Source organism: Desulfosarcina alkanivorans (genome assembly GCF_009688945.1).
GTDB lineage: Bacteria > Desulfobacterota > Desulfobacteria > Desulfobacterales > Desulfosarcinaceae > Desulfosarcina > Desulfosarcina alkanivorans.
The window spans coordinates 5,705,005-5,723,895 of sequence record NZ_AP021874.1; the positions used below are offsets into that span (position 1 = coordinate 5,705,005).

The following is an 18,891-nucleotide window of genomic DNA, read 5'->3' on the forward strand; positions in this document are numbered from 1 at the left end:
TTGCCATTTTGGTTTTCAAGAAAATTTTGGGCCCGGCTTTTTTCAGCTTTCATGCGCAAGTGGCAGGTTATGGTTTCCCGCGATGCGGGATTTATGTCATGACAGGACCGCAGCGATGCTGAAACCGGAGGCGTAGCAGCGGTACGCCGAGGATTTCAACTGAGCGAGAACGCGGGCACGGGCCATAAGCGTATATTTCTGGATGAGACATTAAATTGCCCCGACCCCTATCAGATCCTTAAGCCGCCCCCGTCCGCGGTGTTCGAGCGTGGCCAGGGCGCGTTGAAAGATCATGGCCGTGGCCAATGCATCACCCACGGCCGTGTGGCGTTGATGAACCTTGATGCCCAGGAGATGGGCGATCTCTTCAAGGCTTTTCCGGTTCTGCTGCAAGGCGGGATTGGTCGCACCACGGCCCAGCAGCTTGGCCTGCCTCGGCATCGGCCGGAATAACTTTGGCAGCAGCAATGTCCCGCACAGCGGCACCGTGTCGATCGTCAGATTCTGAAGGGGGAATCCATGGGTCGCCTGCATCAGCCGGTTCAGAAAAGCCAGATCGAACCTGGCGTTGTGGGCCACGAGGATGTCGCGGCCCAGGTAATGCAGGAAGGCATCCAGGACCTCCGGGCCGCCCGGGGCCGTTGTGACCATGGCCGGAACGATGCCATGCACGGTAATCGACGTCGGCGGGATGCTTCTCCCCGGGTTGACCAGCTGGTCGAACATCCGGCCCAGGTGAATCTGACCCGCTGCCAGCTTGAAGGCGCCGATACTGAGGATCCGGCTTCGCTTCATGTCCAGGCCCGTGGTTTCGATATCCACCACGGTATAGGAAAACTGCCTGGCAGGCCGTGAGCCGTCAAGATCGTCCAGGGCGTGCAAACCGATGCCGGCGACCGGGGCCGGCGACCTTTTCCCGATGCGCAGCCGAAGCAGCCGGTTGAAAAACCGGGCGGTGAAAAGTCGCCCCATTACCTGTCCTGAACCCGCCAGCTCTGGTAGCGGCCGGCCATCAATTCCTGCAGCTGGCTGATAACGGTAAAGCTCTCTTTGAGAACTTTACGCTCCATGGGATTGAGCAGGGCCGGATCTACAAAATTGTTCATCTGCGTTCCTGCCTCGCGCGCCTTCAGATGGTGATCGATGCGAATAAAGTTGATGTAATCGTAGGCGTCGTCGATGGCCGCTAAAAAATCAGGCCGCAGCACTTTTTTTTTGGTGGCCGCCTTGAGGCGTTTCAGCGTATTGGTGGATGTCACCCCCAATTCCAGTGCCAGCACCCGGGCGGCGTCCACCACCGGTGTCAGGCCACGCAGTTTCAGGTTGAGGCCGTTGTTGTGCTCCCCCGATTTCTCGACCACGAACTGCCGTAAAAAGCCCAGTGGCGGCCGGTTGTTCAGGGCATTTTTGGCCAGCACACGGGCAAAATGTTTTTTGCCTGCGGCCATCCGGGTGAGCGCATCCTTGAGCTTGCGTGCCCCGTTGAATTCCGAGGTGATGGCGCGAAAATCGAAAAAAATGGAGGCCATTCTCAGGCTTTCGGGGGTGGGGTCGTCGATCCACCCGGCAAACATCTTCTGCCAGTGGCTCAGGTCCATGCACCACTGGGGATTGCTGGCCATGATGCCTCCCCGGCACTTGGGGATGCCAAAGCGTTCCAGGGCATCCACGACCCGTTTTGAGAGTTCCAGGAACCAGCGCTGCACCGAACCGTCGTCAGCCCCGGAATCGTCCGCGTAGACGAGCGCATTGTCCTGATCCGTGCACAGGGTCTGTTCCTGGCGGCCTTCGCTGCCCATTGCCAGCCAGCAGTAGGGCACCGGGGGCGGACCATACCCCTGGGCCGCCATTTCGCGCTCGATCACCCGGATAAACTGGCGGGTGACCCGATCGTTCAATTCCGCGATGAGGGCCACCATGGGCTTGATCGACCCGCTGCGCTGCATGGCCATCTCCAGCACCCGGTCGATATGGATGCGCTTGTCGACCAGTTCCGGTACGGTCGTGGCCCGGGTGATGTCCCCGATCATACCGATGGGCGAACTGCCGGATGCCAGCTGAAAATCGTGCTCGCTGATGATGCCGACGGTCTGTTTGCCGTCGGTGACGATCAGGTGGCTGACCCCGAAGTGGCTCATGTCCAGCAGGGCATCGAAGCTGAAAGCCCGGGGCGACACCGTCCGGATCGGGGCGCTCATGACCTGGCCGACGGGTGTGTCCAGGTCACGGCCTTCGGCAATGATTTTGTTGCGCAGGTCGGCGTCGGTGAGAATCCCCTCGGGCCTGCCTTCCGGATTCAGGACGACGATGGAACCCACCCCCCGCTGCTTCATCATATCGGCGGCCTCCCGTACCGGGGTTTGCCGGCGGCAACTCAGCGGCTCCGTCGACATCAGATCCCGAACCCGCTTGCCGGTCATGAACGTATCCACATGGACCTGGCTGTCCCGGGTCAACAGGTTCAACTGGTCATCGGCCGACTTGCGCACCGCCTTGAAATTGCGGGCCAGGGAAAATCCGAAATGGCGTCGAAACGGGGGATGCGCTTCCAGCAGTCTATCCACCGCCGCCTTGGGGATGAGAAAAACGATCAGGTCTTCTTCGGCGGTGACATTGAACAGGGCGTTTCCGCCCTTGAGCAGGCTCACGGCGCCGAAGCTGTCGCCTTCACCGCGAAAGTCCACCGGCAGTTCTTCGCCGGATTCATCGGTGATGGATACCCGGGCGCAGCCGGTCTGGACCACATGGAGAAAATCCCCGGTGGGTTCGCCCATGCGGATCATTCGTTCGCCGACCGGATAAAAGGCGATCCGGGTGGCCGTGATCGCCTCATGCAGTGCTGCGGGGGGCAGGGTGTTGAAGGGCACCACTTTTTTGAGAAAATCAACGATGCCGGGCAGGGGGAAGTCATTCATGTCGGTTTGCTTGACCCTATACACGCCGCACGCCCTGAACAGGGGACGCGGGTGACCGTTTCAATCCTTAAACTCCACTTATCAGTATTCATAATCCCATATTCTGACAGAATGTCACCAATAATTCAAACCCGGAATGGGTCTCCATGACTTCATTTTTCTTTCCTCATAAAAAAAATCAGATTTAGTTAAAGATTGCCGCCCGGATGTCGAAAATAGACTTCAACAGGGACCCGGCAAAAAAACCCCATGGATGCCGTCGACCGTGTCCAGGACAGGGGTGGGTCCAATTCACAAGCCAGGAGCGCCGAGCATGAAGTTAAACCTCAGGACTAAATTCCTTCTTCCCACTTTAACCGCGATTATTTTAGGTATGGGGATCTCCAGCGCCATATCCTATTACCTGTCCAGCAATGCCCTGTATGAAGCCGCTACGCAGCAGATGCGCATGATCGCTGAATCTACCCATGGCACCATGTCCGCCTGGCTGAAAGATTGCCGGCTTGACATCGTCAGCTGGAGCCAGCAGAAATTGTATGCCACCACGGCGAACGCCACCTTTGTCGGCAAGGCCGCCCGAAAATCGGCCAATATTCAGCTGGCGCGCTTCAAGGAAGAATACCGCTATTACGAGAATATATGCATGGCCGATGCCAATGGCGAGCTTATCGCTTCGGCGGACGCTGCCATCATCGGAAAAATCAATGTCAGTGAGCGTCCCTATTTCCAGAAGGCCATGCAAGGTGAGGTGTTCGTCTCTTCGGTGCTGAAGAGCAAGGGCAGCGGCAATCCCGTCTTTATGATTTCAGCTCCGGTTGTGGAAAAAGACAAGACGGTCGGTGTCCTGTTCGGCGTACTGGATATAAATGTCGTCACCGGTCTTTTCGTGGATCCTATCAAAATCGGCCAGAGCGGTTATGCCTTCATCTTTGATGCAAATGGCACGCTGGTCGCCCATCCCGACAAATCCAGCATCCTCGACGCCAACATGAACGATGATGCCTTCGGTCGCCAGATGCTTTCCACGGCTGAGGGTGAGCTCCGTTACCTCGATCAGGGCATTCCAAAAATGGCCTCCCTGGTGCCTTTCCGGGAAATGGGGTGGACCATCGTCGTCTCCGCAGTCGACGCCGAGGTTCTCGCTTCCGTAAAAACGCTGGGAAAAGTCAATGCCACGGTCGCTCTGGTGGTTGTGCTCGTTACCGCCACCATTATCTTCCTGGTTGCCAGCTCGGTATCCAAACCGATTCGCGAGGTGGTGGCCGGTCTCCGGGATGCTGCGGAAGGGGAAGGTGATCTGACCAAGCGCCTTACGGTGAAGAGCAAGGATGAAGTCGGGGAACTGGCCAGGTGGTTCAACTCCTTCATCGAGAAAATACAGACCATCATCGCTGATGTCGCCGACAATGCCGACCAGCTGAATCGTTCTTCCAAAGATTTGAATGCCATTTCCAGTCAGATGACCGATGGTGCGGAAAAAATGTCAGGCAAATCAGATGCCGTGTCCAGTGCGGCCGAAGAAATGAGTGCCACCATCAATACGGTCGCCGCCGCCATGGAGCAGGCATCGACCAATGTAACCATGGTGGCCTCCGCCACCGAGCAGATGAACTCAACGGTGGTCGAGATCGCCAAGAGTTCGGAAAAGGGCAGGGAGATCGCCAGCAAGGCTGTTTCCCAGGCGCAAAGTGCTTCCGGGCGAATCGATCAACTGGGCAAGGCGGCCCAGGACATCGGTAAGGTCACGGAGGCCATTACCGAGATTTCCGAGCAGACCAACCTGCTGGCCCTGAACGCGACCATCGAAGCGGCCCGGGCGGGTGAAGCCGGCAAGGGGTTTGCCGTGGTTGCCAACGAGATAAAAGACCTGGCCCGACAGACGGCCGAGGCCACGCAGGAGATCAAATCTAAAATCAACGGCATACAGGATTCAACCGCCGGCACGGTGACGGAAATCGAGCAGATCTCAACCGTCATCAACCTGGTCAATGAAATCGTTTCCACGATTGCCACGGCCGTGGAAGAGCAATCGGTAACCACCCGGGAGATTGCCGGCAATGTGTCCCAGGTTTCCCAGGGCATCCAGGAAGTCAATGAGAACGTGGCCCAGAGTTCGATGGTCGCCGGTGAAATTGCCGGAGATATTTCTGAAGTGAACCATGCGGCAGGAGACATGTCCACCAGCAGTTCTCAGATCAATATGAACGCTTCCGAACTGTCGCAACTGGCTGAAAAGCTCAATGCCATGGTCGGTAAATTCAAGGTATAGGCAGCCAACATTAAATCAATATAAAAGGAAATATTTCAAGATGAAAAAAGTATTTCTGTGTATGTTTTTTCTTTTTTGCTATGCGCCATTGGCGTTTTCCGGTGAGAAAATTTCAGGGTATACCTGCGAGTGGGCCCCCTATACGACCGTTAAGTGGAGTGGGGGGCTCAACGGTGAAGGTGTATTTTCTGAGATTTCCCGGGAGGCATTCAAACGTTCCGGCTATGACCTACAGATTACCTACATGGACTGGAAAGACGCCCTCAAAGGCGCTGAAGAGGGGCAGCACGCGATTATCGTTGCCGCCAGTAAGAAACCTGAGCGAGAAGCATTCATGTATTATTCCGAACCGGTCCTCGATGTGGACTATGTACTTTTCACGGTGAAACACAAGGACGCGGCCATCAAGGACTTTGCGGATCTCAAGAACTATAAGATTGGTATCGAGAGCGGCTATTCTTACATCGATATTTTCAAGGAAAACGGGTTGGCGTCCAATCTTGTTTATTTCAAGGAGACAGAAGAAAAAATAAAAGCCCTGCTCGACGGTGATGTCGATTTTATCCCCGGCAATGCATTCAGTGCTTTGTTTTTTGCCAAGTATATTTACGAGAAAACGATGCATAAGGTTGATTTCAAGATCTCCCGGGGAAAACCTTACTATGTCTGTATTTCCAAAAAAAGCAAAGACAGCAAGATTCTGCTTGAGGCCTTTAACAAAGGATTGGCCCAGATCCAGGCGGATGGAACCCTGGGCACCATGCGGATGGAATTCGAACACCTCTTGTCTTATTAAGCCAAGTTTATTTTTGTCATAACAACGATATTTTTTTAAGGGCGATGCCGTCGGGTGAAATTGCTTGAAAGCGGATTGCCAAACGGTAAGCATAACTGTTTTTACACCAGTTGGAAGGTAAACGCGAGAAAGGACGTTCGATGAAGAATCTAAACAAAATTTTCTGCACAACAGTGACGGTGTTTTTCTTATTAACCGGAATGGTATCGGCCGCTGCACACAATGCCCTTTTCATCAATTGGAGAGGGGCGACCCCATGTGATGCCGGACTCAGGGAAGGTCTGAAACAATCCGGAATCGAGGTCGATGTTGAGGAGTTCAATGCCGACCAGGACAAAGCCAAACTGGATGACTTTTTAGCCTCAATTGATGAAGCCAAGTATGATTTTATCTATACTTTCGGAACGACGGTAAGCATCAAAACCGCCGCCAAGGTCAAAAATACCCCCATCCTTTTCGGGATTGTCACGAACCCCGTGAAGTCCGGGCTGGTCCAAAGCTGGGAACGTTCAGGCAACAATGTTACCGGTGTGAGCCATGCCGTCCCCATCGCTGATCAAATCGATTTTATTCTCATGCTGGGAAAATATTCCAAGATAGGAATGATATTCAATCCCAATGAGAAAAACTCACAGATTGCCGACAAAGAACTGGCCACGCAACTGGCCGCAAAGGGGCTGGGCTACGGCGCCTATCCCGTTGAATCCGAAAGTGGTATCGACGCCGCCGTAGCAAAAGTGCTGGCGGATAAAGTCGACATGATTTATCTGCCCTCGGACAGTTTTATCACCAGCCAGGCAGACAAGCTTATCCCCAAACTCTCGGAACATGGTATACCAACCTATGGTGCCCTGGAAAAAACAGTTAAAAGCGGTGCAATGGTCGGTATCGTATCCAGCTATTTCGCGGTGGGCAAGGAGCTTTCCTATAAGGTCGCCGAAGTTCTGAACGGCAAGAAACCCTCTGATATCCCATCCAATATTTTGCCTCTGGAATTGCAGACCGTTCTCATTAACGCCAAGACAGTTGAACAAATCAAAGCGGAACTTCCGTATTCTATTCTTAACGGCGCAACCATTTTCGAGTGATTTTTTAAAACCGGAGATGGAAAGACAAGGGCGGAAGGTTTCCGTCCTTGTCTTTAGATGATTTCAAGTCCACGCGGCCAGCGATACCGCCGGCGTCAGGCCGTCAGGCCGAACCCTTTACAAATGACGGCCTGGCGCACTCGGTCTCTTGCGTCCCGGGCGCATCTGACAGTCACGGTGCGGCCCTGTTTCCACCCATTTGCCGACCCGGCATGGATGCCGGTAAATTTTACAATGCCAATTCCAACCGCGGCCGTCATGACCTTTCCCGGTTCCGGTGTTCATTGCCCGCGCTTTCTTCGCTTGGTGACCGCCTCTCCCCCGATACCCCAATTGTCCGTATCGACCTCTTCAATGACGACGACGGTCGTCGCCGGATTTTTCCCCAGGACGGTGGCCAGAAGATCGGTGACCCCTTTGATCAGCTCGGCTTTCTGATCGGCTGAAACGCCTTCATTGGTTATTTTTATGTTCACAAAAGGCATACGTCCTCCTTGGTGTTGAGTAACAGGCAGGCTGGCGACCTATAATGAAAAAACGGCGCGGCTGCATGGCGGCCGCGCCGTTGTGTGCTTCATGACTCAGGCCTTTCGGGTGTATTACACCACGCCCTGGTCGATCATGGCATCCACGACCTTGACGAAGCCGGCGATGTTGGCCCCGTTCATGTAGTTGCCCGGCGTGCCGTACTGCTCGGCCGCATCCAGGCAGGTCCGGTGAATGCTCTTCATGATCATCTGCAGCCGGTTGTCCACCTCTTCACGCGTCCAGGACAGGCGCATGCTGTTCTGGGTCATCTCCAGGCCCGACACCGACACGCCGCCCGCATTGGCCGCCTTGCCCGGACCGTAGAGCAGCCGGTTCTCGATAAACAGGTCGATGCCTTCGGGCACCGTGGGCATGTTGGCCCCTTCGCTGACCACGTAAACCCCGTTGTCGACCAGGTGCTGCGCGTCCACGGCGTTGATCTCGTTCTGGGTGGCCGACGGAAAGGCGCAGTCGGCCTTGTGGTTCCACAGCGGGTTGAACTCCTGGCCCGGGTCCGATTCGGTGTAGACCGCGGCCGGGTATTTTTCGACATATTCCTTCACCCGGCCCCGGCGCAGGTTCTTCAGGTTCATGATATGGGCCAGCCGTTCCCGGTCGATCCCCGCCTCGTCGAAGATGTAGCCCGACGAGTCCGAAAAGGTCACCGGCCTGGCGCCCAGGTCCAGCAGCTTTTCCATGGTGTACTGGGCCACGTTGCCCGATCCGGACACCAGGCAGGTCTTTCCCTCCAGCGTCTCGTCGCGGGTGGCCAGCATCTCGGCCGCGAAGTAGACCGAGCCGTAGCCCGTGGCCTCGGGCCGGATCAGGCTGCCGCCCCAGTTCAGGCTCTTGCCCGTGAGCACCCCGGTGAACTCGTTGCGCAGCCGCTTGTACATCCCGAACAGGTAGCCGATCTCCCGGGCCCCCACCCCGATGTCCCCGGCGGGCACGTCCGTGTCCGGGCCGATGTGGCGGAACAGTTCGGCCATGAAGCTCTGGCAGAACCGCATCACCTCGAGGTCCGACTTGCCCTTGGGGTCGAAATCGCTGCCGCCCTTGCCGCCGCCCATGGGCAGCGTGGTCAACGCGTTCTTGAACACCTGCTCGAAGGCCAGGAACTTGAGAATGCCCAGGTTCACCGAGGGGTGAAACCGCAGGCCGCCCTTGTACGGGCCGATGGCGCTGTTCATCTCGATCCGAAAACCCCGGTTGACCTGCACCTGGCCCTGGTCATCCACCCAGGGGACCCGGAACAGGATCACCCGCTCGGGCTCCACCAGGCGCTCCAGAATCCTGGCCGCACGGTATTCGGGGTTGCGGTCCATCACCGGCTTGATCGAGGCCATTACCTCCATGACCGCCTGGTGAAACTCCCGCTGCCCCGGGTCCTTGTCTTTTACCATCTGTAGAATGTCCGACATGGTTTTCTCCCGAAAAGTAAACGATTTAACAATTAATAAATGGGATGCGCGTCATCTCGCGTCGCTGCAGCGTATTTCGACACACCGCGTTCCGCGCCCTTATGCAAAACCGCCCGGAATGCGACCCCCGGCCTGAAATTCAAAGCCCCAAAACAACTCCCTTCAGGGACGGTCTGCGGCCAACGGGACCTGCTGGGTAATGCAGTGAATGTTGCCGCCGCCCAGAAGAATCTCCCGGCTTCTGACGGCAGTCACCTGGCGCTCCGGAAACAGCCGGGTCAACAGTGCGACGGCGTCCTGGTCGCGGGGATCGTTGAAAATGGGCATGACGATACCGCCGTTGGCCATATAGAAATTGACATAGGACGCGGCCAGTCGGTCGCCGGCCCTGCGGGGTTTGGCGGTTTCACTGGCGTCCAGTCCCTCGCATTCCTCCGGTGAGATGGTCATCGGATCGGGTTGATGAATTTTGTGGACGGTCAGCGCCCGTCCGCGTGCGTCCCTTTCGCTGGAAAGCACCTCGACGGCCTGCCTGGATATCTCGTACTGGGGATCGCCGGGATCGTCCGTCCAGGTGAGCAGCACTTCGCCCGCCTTGATAAAACAGCACAGGTTGTCCACGTGGCCGTCGGTCTCGTCTTGAAATACGCCCCGGTCCAGCCAGATCACCTTTTTCAGGTTGAGGTAATCCCTCAGGCAGGCTTCAATCTGTTCCTGGTCCCAGCCAGGGTTGCGGTTGCGGTTCAGCAGGCATTCCCGGGTCGTGATCAACGTGCCCTGGCCGTCCACGTGAAATGAACCGCCTTCCATGACCAACGGGGCGCGGTAGCGGTCGGCATTTTCGATTTCGAGAACTTTTGCGGCCACCCGGGAATCCCGGGACCAGGGGAAGTAGAGCCCGCCGTCCAGGCCGCCCCAGGCATTGAACTGCCAGTCCACCCCGCGAAGGGATCCGGATGGGTTGACCACAAACGTGGGGCCCACGTCCCGCATCCAGGCATCGTCCGAAGCCATTTCCACCACCCGGACCGCCTCGGGCAGCCGGGCCCGGGCGTTTTCCCATTGACGATGGCCGGCGCCGACCGTCACCGGCTCGAAGGCGGAAATGGCCTCGATCACGGCAACAAAGCTGGCCTGGGCCGGTTTGGCGCCCATGCGCCAGGTGTCTCCCCGTTCGGGCCACAGCATCCAGCACCCCTTGTGGGGTTCATATTCTGCAGGCATCCGATATCCGTCTTCAAGGGGGGTACTGCTGCGTATTGTCGACATAGGGCTTGGTTTTTCGAATTAAGTGTCCATCCATAAAGGTTATTTTGCCCGATATCTGCGTTGCGCTCAAAATTTTATCCTCGGAATATCAACGATATGCCTGCGCTAAAATTTTACGCGCGCCTTGATCCCGACCAAAATTCCATGTTTCTGGACCAACACGGATTAGAATGCAACGAAAAAAATTGAAGTGCGGCCGGGACATCCGATTTGTCTCCGGATCACCCGGCCGCACCGGTAATACCATGGAAGGGGGCGCGGGTTAATGCCCGGTCACGGATACGTTTCCATCTGTCGGAGCGTCCGTCTCTCCTTTTTTGAACCATCCCATCCATTTAACAACGGGCATGGGTTTGCCGTCAATGTCCACCAGCGGTTTGGGGGTGTCCAGCCGCTGGGTGGCCAGGGAGACCGCGACCATGCAGACGATGGACCCGAGGACCGCCCAGACCGAACTGATGTAAAGCGAATCCCACATGGCCCAGTCAAAATAAATGCCGGTCTCGGCGCCCTTGAGGCCCAGGTCCGTATTGGCTTCCTTGGTCATGGGCAGGTAGATAAAATAGGAGGCGATCCAGACGGCCAGGCCGCCCCAGAATGCGGCGATTGCTCCGTAGTTGTTGGCCTTTTTCCAGAAATAAGCGGCCGCATAGGGGACGAAAAGGCTGACCAGCAAAAGGGACCAGGCGATGACCATCAGGTTGTAGATCACCTGGAAGTACAGGGCCAGCATCAACGAGACGATGGTGACGATGGGCACCATGATTTTGGTCATCTTCAGCGTCTGGTGCTCGTCCGCATCGGGGTTGAAGTATTTATAGCCGTTGTAGCCGATAATCGAAGAAGCTGCCAGGATGGCGCTGTCGGACGAACTCATCAGGGCCGCCACCAGGGCGCTGACGAAAAGGACCGCGAAGAAGGGATTGAGGTGCTCCACGGCCATGAGCAGCAGGATCTTGTTGAGGGCATCGTCGATGCTCAGATCCGGGTTGACCCGGAAATAGATCATGCCGATTACAACGGGCATCATGCCGACGGTGACGTAGAGCAGGCCGGCAAGATAGCTGGAATAGGAAGCGGTTTTTTCGTCCTTGGCCGACAGCACACGCTGCATGAGGTCTTGGGCAGGGATGCTGCCGAACCCGATGGCCAGCCAGGCGGCGATCCAGTAAAACCACCCCACATAGCCGGTGTAGTACATGTACCCGGCATTCTCCATCTCCGGGTTGGCCGCCGATTCCGGTGTGGGGACAAAGGACCACTGGTTGATGCCCATCATGTTGTTGGGATCGTTGGAGAAGACCGATTCCCAGCCGCCGGCCAGGGGGACCGCCACGTAGAGCATGATGGCCATGCCGACCATGAGGATGATCATCTGGAAGACGTCGGTCAGGGTCACGGCCCACATGCCGCCCAGATAGGTGTAAACCACCAGGATAAATGTGGAGATGGTGATCCCCGTCCACAGCGGGATGCCGCTGAAGTAGTTGATGATGGTGCCGAAGGCCACCAGCTGGGCGCCGACCCATCCCATTTCGGCGATACTCAGGGAGGCGGTGGCAAATAATCCCATGCTTTTCCCGTAGCGCAATTCAAACAGGTCCACCAGGGTGATGAAGCGGCCCCGGCGCATCAGGCGGGCGAAGAAAAAACCGGTCAGCAGGAGGCACACGGCAGCTCCCCAGGGGTCGAAGATCACGCCCTGGTTGCCGAAGATATAGGCATTGCCGGCGCCGCCCATGCAGGTCCCGGACCCGAACCAGGTGGCAAAGAGGGTCCCCGTGCAAAAGAAGATGCCCAGGCGGCGCCCGGCGACCACGTAGTCCGTTGTCGTGTTGATCTTCTTGGATGCATACCAGCCGACGAAGAGCATGAGGATCATATAGATTCCCAAGCCGATTAAAACCCAATTGCCATATTCATAGGCACCTTCCATAACTCCTCCTTGTTCAGTTAAGATCCTGGTTCAACCCTCGTGTCTACCCACCGGCAATTTTTTGAAATAACTTGACCTCGGCGTTTTCAGGGATGGGATCCATCGCCTTGGCAAGTCTTCCGTTGACGGTGACAATACCCAATCGTGCTTTTGGAATGCCTATGGTTGCAACCATGTCGGCCACGGTGGCGTTGGCCGGCAGATCGGCCTCTATTCCGGAGGCCGGGTAACGGCCGGGAAAATGGGATGGCAGGGTACCCAAAAGCTTAATCCGCGCTTTCACATCGGCCCTCATCAGAAATCAAATGTGGTGTCCATCTCCTCGTTGCTGACCATCACCACGGCATTGTGGGGCGGCAATGGTTCTTTGTAAAACATGGCCGGCAGGCGATCGGCTTCGTTCGTGAATCCGGCCTTGCGGTTGAACGCCCGTTCCGCTTTCAACACCCGCAGCCCCAGATCCGTCCAGTCCGCTTCAGCAAAGGGCCGGCCCGATTTGGCACTGACCATTTTAAACACGTTTTCCATACCGCCCTCAGCCGCCAGCCCGGATTGGGCGAAGTCACAGATGCCCACCGTGTCAACGGCCGCCATGTGGATCTGGGTGTCCCGGGATGCCTCCACCTGGCCTTCGGCGCCCAGCGGATTGATGGTTCCGCCGAAGTCTTCCAGGTTCTGGTCGACGACCCAGCCGGCCGTATGATCGGCGCCCATGGGTGAGGTGGCATAGGTCACCGCCATTCCCTGGATTCCCCTCGGATCGTAGGCGGCGATGCTCTGCCCCTTGACGGTCGGCACCCGGTCATGGCCGAAATGCCTGCCGACGGCATCGGGGCCGCTGCCGATAATTTTTCCCAGGGGGGTCCCCTTGGCGACCTCTTCCACCATTTCAATCGCTGCGGCGCCGTCACCGAACGGTTTGTAGCCGGCATCCATTGCCACGGCGACCGCCACACCGGTATTCATGGTGTCCAGCCCGATGTCGTCACAGAGGAAATCCAGCTTGGCGATGCTGTCCAGGTCATCGTTGCCGATCATTCCGCCCATGGACCAGATGGTCTCATACTCCAGGGAAGAGGTGACGTACCTGCCCTGGGGGTCGACAAATTCATTGGAACAGTCGATGATGCATTGGGCACACCCCTTGTGGGTGGTTTTGCCCCCCCGGGCCTTGATCAGGCTGGCCATGGTTTCACCGCTGATTTTCTCAACGCCGTCAAACTGGCCTTCGCGGGCATTGCGGGTGGGGAACGCACCGGCGCCGTTGATGGCTTCCACCAGGCAGGCCGTGCCCAGTTCCGGCAATATCTCGCCGCTGAATTCGTCCGCCTTGACTGCCTTTGCATAGTTTCTGGAACACGTTTTGAACGCATCCGGTTCTGCCAGCGGATCGGGTGTTTTGCCTTTTCTGCTGACGATCAGCGCCTTGAGTCCCTTTGATCCCATCACCGCCCCCAAACCACCCCGGCCGGCAGCGCGACAGGGGCGGCCGTCCAGGTCCGTGGTCTGGACGGATGCAGATGACAATTGCATGTCTCCAGCGGGGCCGATGCAGGTGATGCTGCATTCTTCATCGCGCGCAGCGGTCAGCTTCTCGACCAATGCATAGGTTCTCATCCCTTTGAGGTCACCGGCATCGATCAATTCGACCGATCCGTCGGCGTCGATGGCCAACGCATAGTACTGGTCACTCGGCGCCTGTCCTTCGATGACCAGTGCCGTAATGCCAAGCCTTGCCAGGGCATAGGCCGCGGTGCCGCCCACGTTGCTCTCTTTGATCCCACCGGTCAGCGGGCTTTTGGCGCCCACGGACAAGCGGCTGGTGTTGATCAGCGGCGTCCCGGTCAGATACCCCGGAGCGAAAACGAGTTTGTTTTCCGGCCCCAGGGCATCGCATGTCGCCGGCACTTCGCTGTTGATCAGAATCGAGGTCAAGCCTCGTCCACCAAGCATTTGGTATTGATCCGGCGTATCTTCACTGGTTATGGACTGGTCTGTCATATTTACCCGTATCAATTTCATGGCGTTTCCTTTCCTTTTTTATTTAACCGGTTACGCAGTCCGGGATACCGATTTCAGGGTGTCGCGCAGTCTGTTAAGGACTTCGTCGATTTCTTCTTTGGCTACAACCAGCGGGGGTTCAAAGCGGATCGCTTTGGCATTGATCAGGGTCCCGGCAACAAGCACTTTTCGTCTGAACAAGCCGGCAGCGACTTTGTATCCCACTTCATCGTTGATGAAGTGCTGTCCGATGAGAAGCCCTTTACCGGTAATTTTTTCGTACACACCGGGAAACTCCCGGGTCAGCTGGTTGAGTTCACCCATGAAATAATCGCCCAGTTCAGCCGCTCGCTGCGGCAGGTTGTCCCTGAGCGTTACCTGGATCGTGGCGATCGCGGCGGCGCATGCCATCGGGTTCCCGCCGGTGGTGGTGGTATGGATGAACGGATTGGGTTCTTCGAACGATTTCCAGATGTCGCCGCTGCCCATGAAGCTGCCAATCGGCATCACGCCCCCGCCCAGCGACTTGGCGGTCATCATGATGTCCGGTTCCACCTCCCAGTGGTCGACACCCCACAGCGCACCGGTCCGGCCAAGGCCGGTCTGTACTTCGTCGCAGATCATCAGGATGCCGAACCGGGTGCAGATTTCTCGCACCCTGGGCCAGTAGTCTGCCGGGGGAACGATGGCGCCGGCTTCACCCTGAATGGGTTCGGCGACAAATCCGGCGATCTCGATGCCAACCGTGTCACAGATCTCCAACTGTTTTTCCAGGGCATCGGCATCGCCAAACGGAACGAAGAAGGTCTGCGCGCCATAGGGCTGCAACGGTGCACGGAAATCTTTTTTGCCCATGACACTCAGGGAGCCGGACGTTTTGCCGTGGAAGGCCTTCACCGTAGAAATGAAACTATGCTTGCCGGTGTGAAGCCTCGCGATTTTGAGTGCCCCTTCCACCGCTTCGGTACCGCTGGCAACGAAGAAGGCATGGTCGATGGCGCCGGGGGTGATGTCGGCGATCAGGTTGGCCAGCACGCCACGCAGGGGGTCCATCAGTTCCTGACTGGGAATGCCGGATCGAAGGGCCTGGGCCCTGACCGCTTCAACCACTTCCGGATGGGACCAGCCAAGGTCAAGTGCGCCATAACCACCCAGAAAATCGAGGTATTCATTTCCGAAGTTGTCATAAAATTTAGCGCCCTTGCCCCGCCATTCGACGGCGCCATAGTCCCCGGCTTCTGTCATGGATTTACGATATTCAACCCATCCGGCATTGAAGTGGTTGACGAAGTTGTTTTTTGTTTCCTCCGAGATCCACTTGGCAGTGGTGTCGTCCAGGGATGCTGAGTCCTGTTTGATGATTTCCAGCCATTTGTTGGAATAATCGATCGCTTTCTGGAAATTGCTCATTTGTTCTCCTTTTCAGATGCGTGGTGTAACGGACGATGATAAAATTAATTGAACGTTCGTTTAAAATTATTAGCCAATATCAGCCCAATCAAAAGCATGCGAAATCTCTTGCTGTCATCTCCGGGACGGCAGGGGGGCGGTATTTAAACGACCCGGGCGCCTGCCCCTGCTGAAGCCACAGCATCCGGGCATCTATGAAATCGGGTCAGAACTCGCCGTTTTTCAATGCGCTTACCAGGGCTTTTTGAGCAACCTGGGCAAAGTCCTCGAACGGTTTCCCGTCGGCCAAAAACTGATTGTGAATTTCCAGTCCCTCCATCAAGGTCACGATGTAATCGGCCGCTTTTTTCTCATCTTTCACATTGATGACGCCCTTGGCGTTGAAGTACACCAATTTTTCTCTCAGGTAGTCCCGCAGCCACTTGAACATCACCCTGAAGCGTTCCAGTATCTTTTCGTTTCTTAAGCTCAGGTAATAGAATCCGAAATGGACGCTCGGATCCACGGTCCGGCTCCATTGCAGCGAAAAGATCATGCTGATCAGCGAGTCGAAATGCTCTTCATCATCTTCGATATGGTCGAAGTTGATCATGGATGGAGATTCATATTTCTCAATCAGCAGGTCAACGAGTTCAATCTTCAGGTTCTCTTTGTTTTTGAAGTAGTGGATGATCAGGCTGGGATGGATGCCTATCCTGCTCGCTATCTTGCTGATGGAGGTGCCTTCGAGGCCCTCCTGGATCAGCACCTGGTAGTAGCTCTCGAGGATGTCCGGTTTTCTGAGGGCCGCGCTTTTATTTTTTCTCATGACCTTGCCGGTTTCGTCGGGTGAGGTGTGCAACACTGTCGGAACGCAGGTAACAGGTTTTCCGTTTTCATGTGGCAATTCGGTTATATAAATTAACCGTATATTCAATTAAAAGCTTTTAGTCAAGGGGGAATATAGCGCCCGACAGAAGCTGAGCGGCGTTCATTTGTTTTCGATGACTTCGGGCGGGCGTCGGTGCCGGCGGGGGCGCGCCATCGTCCGGGGCTCCGTCGCCATCATGGCTGACCTGTCCTGGCCTGGAGATGGGGTTGAGGCGGGACCGTCCGTTTCATGACGAACGGCATTAAATTATGCAAATATGCATAATTTGCTGAGACCCAGTGAAAAACAGTCTGGCGGAAGCGTATCGGCGGCTGCATGAGGCAGGGAAGGGGGCGGTTGAACAACCTATGCCGATTGGAACCGTTTCAATTTTCGGGCAATCGTTGACTGGTTGATCCCAAGCGCCGATGCGGCTTTGGCCTGGGTGCCATATTTGTCCAGGGCTTCGTTCAACAAGCGCCGTTCGACGGCAGCCATCACCTGGGGCAGGGTCTGGCCCGCTTCCATCATGCCAATACCACAGGCGATACGGGGCGGCAGACTCGATGTAAGGGCGGACGGCAGATCTTCGACATCGATTTGGGCAGACTCCGACATGACCACCAGCCGTTCGCAGATGTTCATCAATTCCCGTACATTTCCCGGGTAGTGATATGCCATCAGTGCGTCCATGGCCCGGCGGCTGAGCCGGGGCGGTTGACAGCCTTTTAATTTGTCGTTGAAATGTTTGATATAATGCTCAATAAGCGCGAGCTTGCAGGCTTCGCGCTCCCGAAGCGGCGGAATGGATATGGGGATGACGTTCAGCCGATAAAACAGGTCCAGGCGAAACTGCCCCTGCGCAACCATCCGTTCAAGATCACGGTGGGTGGCACAGATCACCCGGACATTCAACGCCCGGGGCGTGGTGCCGCCGACCCTTGTCACCCGGCCGTCTTCTAAAAACCGCAGCAGTTTGGCCTGGGAGGCGATGGGCAGCTCCGCGACTTCATCCAGGAAGAGGATGCCGCCGTCGGCCAGTTCAAAAAAACCGGGCTTGCCGTGTTGCGCCGCCCCGCTGAAAGCTCCTGCCTCATAGCCGAACAATTCGCTTTCCACCAGGGTTTCCGGGATCGCGCCGCAATTGACGATGATCATGGGGTTGTGGGCCCGGTCCGAATGCTGGTGGATCAGGTTGGCGGCCACCCCTTTGCCCGTTCCCGATTCTCCCAGCAGCAGGACCGTCGAGTCCACCTGGCTGACTTTGCGTGCCTGGCGCAGGGCCTTGACCATATTGGCGCTGCGGGCAATGATCTGTCCCGATGCCAGTTCTTCGATCTGCATTTCCTGCATGCGCCGCTGGATCTGGTCATTTTTGGCCAGCTGCGTCTCGAGTTCTTCACGCAGGGTATCGATTTCGGTGATGTCCCGTTCGTTCACCACCACCCGGATGAGTTCGCCGGACCGGTTGAAAACCGGGTTCCCGGTCAATATCAATTTTTTTCCCGACCGCGTTTGCTGAAGAATGTGTTCGCGCCGGCGGCTCCGGGTCACCTTGAGCGTGACCGAATTGTCGATATAGCCTTCATCGACCAGCTCATGGATGTTGCGGCCGATGACATCCGCCGCCTTGACCATGTTGAGCCGCTCGGAGGCGGCATTGATGCGCAGGATGGTGCCGCTGCCGTCACAGATAAACAGACCGTCGTCGCTCGAAGAGATGATGGCATCCAGTTCCCGGCTCAGTTCCTGGTAGGCGATCATTTTCCGGGTGGTCTTTTCCAGTTCCGTGCGGTCTTCCAGTACACACAGCACGCCGATGAAGGCATCCTTGAAAACCATGGGCGCCAATCGTGCCAGGTAGGAGCTCTCCCCGGCCTGCACCGTCAGGCCGCTCAAGGCCTTGCGGTCTTTGATGACCTGGCGCACCCGCGGCCAGAAATCCGGCAAGGTGTTGGGCAGCAGGCTGCCGGGAAAGAGCCCCAGGCTTTTCTGGACCCGCTGGTTGGAGAGGACCACCGTGCCCGAGGGGTCCAGTACAAAGATGGCATTTCCGGATGCGTCCAGCAGGGCCTTTGAAAACAGGCGCCAGTTGCGGGCGCTGTTGTCGTCGGTGCGGCTCGAAAACAACAGGGCGTTCAATTCAGATGGCGGCAGTGCCTTGTTCGGGGAAGCGGGTTTCATAAAGGATGCTTAAACATAAAACCCGATTATATGCAATACTGCATATTCTTTCCCGCCGGCGCCGTCGTTGGGCCTGCCGCTGTCCCAGCGACATTCTTTGAGTCACGATTCAAGGATATCGCAACAAATTGATATCATGTTTAATTAGTGCATGGATAAACGGACGGTGGGTGCCCTCGAAACAGGTGGTATGGGCTTTGCTACGAGCACAAGGCATTGAGCAA

General features: G+C 56.6%; 14 protein-coding genes. 3 read left to right on the forward strand and 11 right to left on the reverse strand.

What is annotated here, in order from left to right; all coding sequences use genetic code 11:
* Positions 1–210: 210 nt before the first annotated feature.
* On the reverse strand, positions 211–972 hold the full coding sequence (locus DSCA_RS24840) for a 3'-5' exonuclease (RefSeq protein ID WP_155319008.1): 762 nt from the start codon (positions 970–972) through the stop codon (positions 211–213).
* On the reverse strand, positions 972–2,915 hold the full coding sequence (locus DSCA_RS24845; RefSeq protein WP_155319009.1) for a DUF294 nucleotidyltransferase-like domain-containing protein: 1,944 nt from the start codon (positions 2,913–2,915) through the stop codon (positions 972–974). The genes DSCA_RS24840 and DSCA_RS24845 overlap by 1 nt, the downstream gene beginning before the upstream one ends.
* Before the next feature lie 313 nt (positions 2,916–3,228).
* Between DSCA_RS24845 and DSCA_RS24850 the strand changes: the two genes are divergently transcribed.
* From DSCA_RS24850 to DSCA_RS24860, 3 genes are all read left to right on the forward strand, one after another.
* A complete protein-coding gene (locus DSCA_RS24850) occupies positions 3,229–5,184 on the forward strand; it encodes a methyl-accepting chemotaxis protein (protein ID WP_167527945.1) in 1,956 nt (651 codons plus the stop codon).
* Positions 5,185–5,224: 40 nt separating this feature from the next.
* A complete protein-coding gene (locus tag DSCA_RS24855; RefSeq protein WP_167527946.1) occupies positions 5,225–5,980 on the forward strand; it encodes a substrate-binding periplasmic protein in 756 nt (251 codons plus the stop codon).
* A 140-nt stretch (positions 5,981–6,120) separates the two neighbouring features.
* Positions 6,121–7,068, forward strand: a complete 948-nt coding sequence (locus DSCA_RS24860) for an ABC transporter substrate-binding protein (protein WP_155319012.1) — start codon at positions 6,121–6,123, stop codon at positions 7,066–7,068.
* 281 nt (positions 7,069–7,349) lie between these two features.
* Here DSCA_RS24860 and DSCA_RS24865 read toward each other — a convergent pair whose 3' ends face one another.
* From DSCA_RS24865 to DSCA_RS24905, 9 genes are all read right to left on the reverse strand, one after another.
* Positions 7,350–7,553, reverse strand: a complete 204-nt coding sequence (locus DSCA_RS24865; protein WP_155319013.1) for a 2-hydroxymuconate tautomerase family protein — start codon at positions 7,551–7,553, stop codon at positions 7,350–7,352.
* Positions 7,554–7,667: 114 nt separating this feature from the next.
* Positions 7,668–9,017 (reverse strand): NADP-specific glutamate dehydrogenase, encoded by a 1,350-nt coding sequence (gene gdhA, locus DSCA_RS24870; RefSeq protein ID WP_155319014.1) that lies wholly within the window; start codon positions 9,015–9,017, stop codon positions 7,668–7,670.
* A gap of 162 nt (positions 9,018–9,179) precedes the next feature.
* Entirely contained in the window at positions 9,180–10,286 is a 1,107-nt protein-coding gene (gene aguA, locus DSCA_RS24875; RefSeq protein ID WP_155319015.1) for an agmatine deiminase, read from the reverse strand.
* 262 nt (positions 10,287–10,548) lie between these two features.
* Positions 10,549–12,222, reverse strand: coding sequence for a sodium:solute symporter family protein (locus DSCA_RS24880; protein WP_155319016.1), 1,674 nt, complete (start codon positions 12,220–12,222; stop codon positions 10,549–10,551).
* A gap of 43 nt (positions 12,223–12,265) precedes the next feature.
* Positions 12,266–12,505 carry a MoaD/ThiS family protein gene (locus tag DSCA_RS24885; RefSeq protein ID WP_167527947.1) on the reverse strand — a complete coding sequence of 80 codons (240 nt, stop codon included), beginning with the start codon at positions 12,503–12,505 and terminating at the stop codon, positions 12,266–12,268.
* Positions 12,506–12,516: 11 nt separating this feature from the next.
* Positions 12,517–14,244, reverse strand: a complete 1,728-nt coding sequence (locus DSCA_RS24890; protein ID WP_155319018.1) for an aldehyde ferredoxin oxidoreductase family protein — start codon at positions 14,242–14,244, stop codon at positions 12,517–12,519.
* A 30-nt stretch (positions 14,245–14,274) separates the two neighbouring features.
* Positions 14,275–15,633, reverse strand: a complete 1,359-nt coding sequence (locus tag DSCA_RS24895) for an aminotransferase class III-fold pyridoxal phosphate-dependent enzyme (RefSeq protein ID WP_155319019.1) — start codon at positions 15,631–15,633, stop codon at positions 14,275–14,277.
* Positions 15,634–15,838: 205 nt separating this feature from the next.
* On the reverse strand, positions 15,839–16,441 hold the full coding sequence (locus DSCA_RS24900) for a TetR/AcrR family transcriptional regulator (RefSeq protein WP_155319020.1): 603 nt from the start codon (positions 16,439–16,441) through the stop codon (positions 15,839–15,841).
* A gap of 408 nt (positions 16,442–16,849) precedes the next feature.
* Entirely contained in the window at positions 16,850–18,667 is a 1,818-nt protein-coding gene (locus DSCA_RS24905) for a sigma 54-interacting transcriptional regulator (RefSeq protein ID WP_155319021.1), read from the reverse strand.
* Between the last annotated feature and the right edge of the window lie 224 nt (positions 18,668–18,891).

Bases quoted from the DNA above. Each gene is read 5' to 3' on its own strand.
- DSCA_RS24840 (WP_155319008.1), bottom strand. From the start codon at position 972: ATGGGGCGACTTTTCACCGCCCGGTTTTTCAACCGGCTGCTTCGGCTG.
- DSCA_RS24845 (WP_155319009.1), bottom strand. From the start codon at position 2,915: ATGAATGACTTCCCCCTGCCCGGCATCGTTGATTTTCTCAAAAAAGTG.
- DSCA_RS24850 (WP_167527945.1), top strand. From the start codon at position 3,229: ATGAAGTTAAACCTCAGGACTAAATTCCTTCTTCCCACTTTAACCGCG.
- DSCA_RS24855 (WP_167527946.1), top strand. From the start codon at position 5,225: ATGAAAAAAGTATTTCTGTGTATGTTTTTTCTTTTTTGCTATGCGCCA.
- DSCA_RS24860 (WP_155319012.1), top strand. From the start codon at position 6,121: ATGAAGAATCTAAACAAAATTTTCTGCACAACAGTGACGGTGTTTTTC.
- DSCA_RS24865 (WP_155319013.1), bottom strand. From the start codon at position 7,553: ATGCCTTTTGTGAACATAAAAATAACCAATGAAGGCGTTTCAGCCGAT.
- gdhA (WP_155319014.1), bottom strand. From the start codon at position 9,017: ATGTCGGACATTCTACAGATGGTAAAAGACAAGGACCCGGGGCAGCGG.
- aguA (WP_155319015.1), bottom strand. From the start codon at position 10,286: ATGTCGACAATACGCAGCAGTACCCCCCTTGAAGACGGATATCGGATG.
- DSCA_RS24880 (WP_155319016.1), bottom strand. From the start codon at position 12,222: ATGGAAGGTGCCTATGAATATGGCAATTGGGTTTTAATCGGCTTGGGA.
- DSCA_RS24890 (WP_155319018.1), bottom strand. From the start codon at position 14,244: ATGAAATTGATACGGGTAAATATGACAGACCAGTCCATAACCAGTGAA.
- DSCA_RS24895 (WP_155319019.1), bottom strand. From the start codon at position 15,633: ATGAGCAATTTCCAGAAAGCGATCGATTATTCCAACAAATGGCTGGAA.
- DSCA_RS24900 (WP_155319020.1), bottom strand. From the start codon at position 16,441: ATGAGAAAAAATAAAAGCGCGGCCCTCAGAAAACCGGACATCCTCGAG.
- DSCA_RS24905 (WP_155319021.1), bottom strand. From the start codon at position 18,667: ATGAAACCCGCTTCCCCGAACAAGGCACTGCCGCCATCTGAATTGAAC.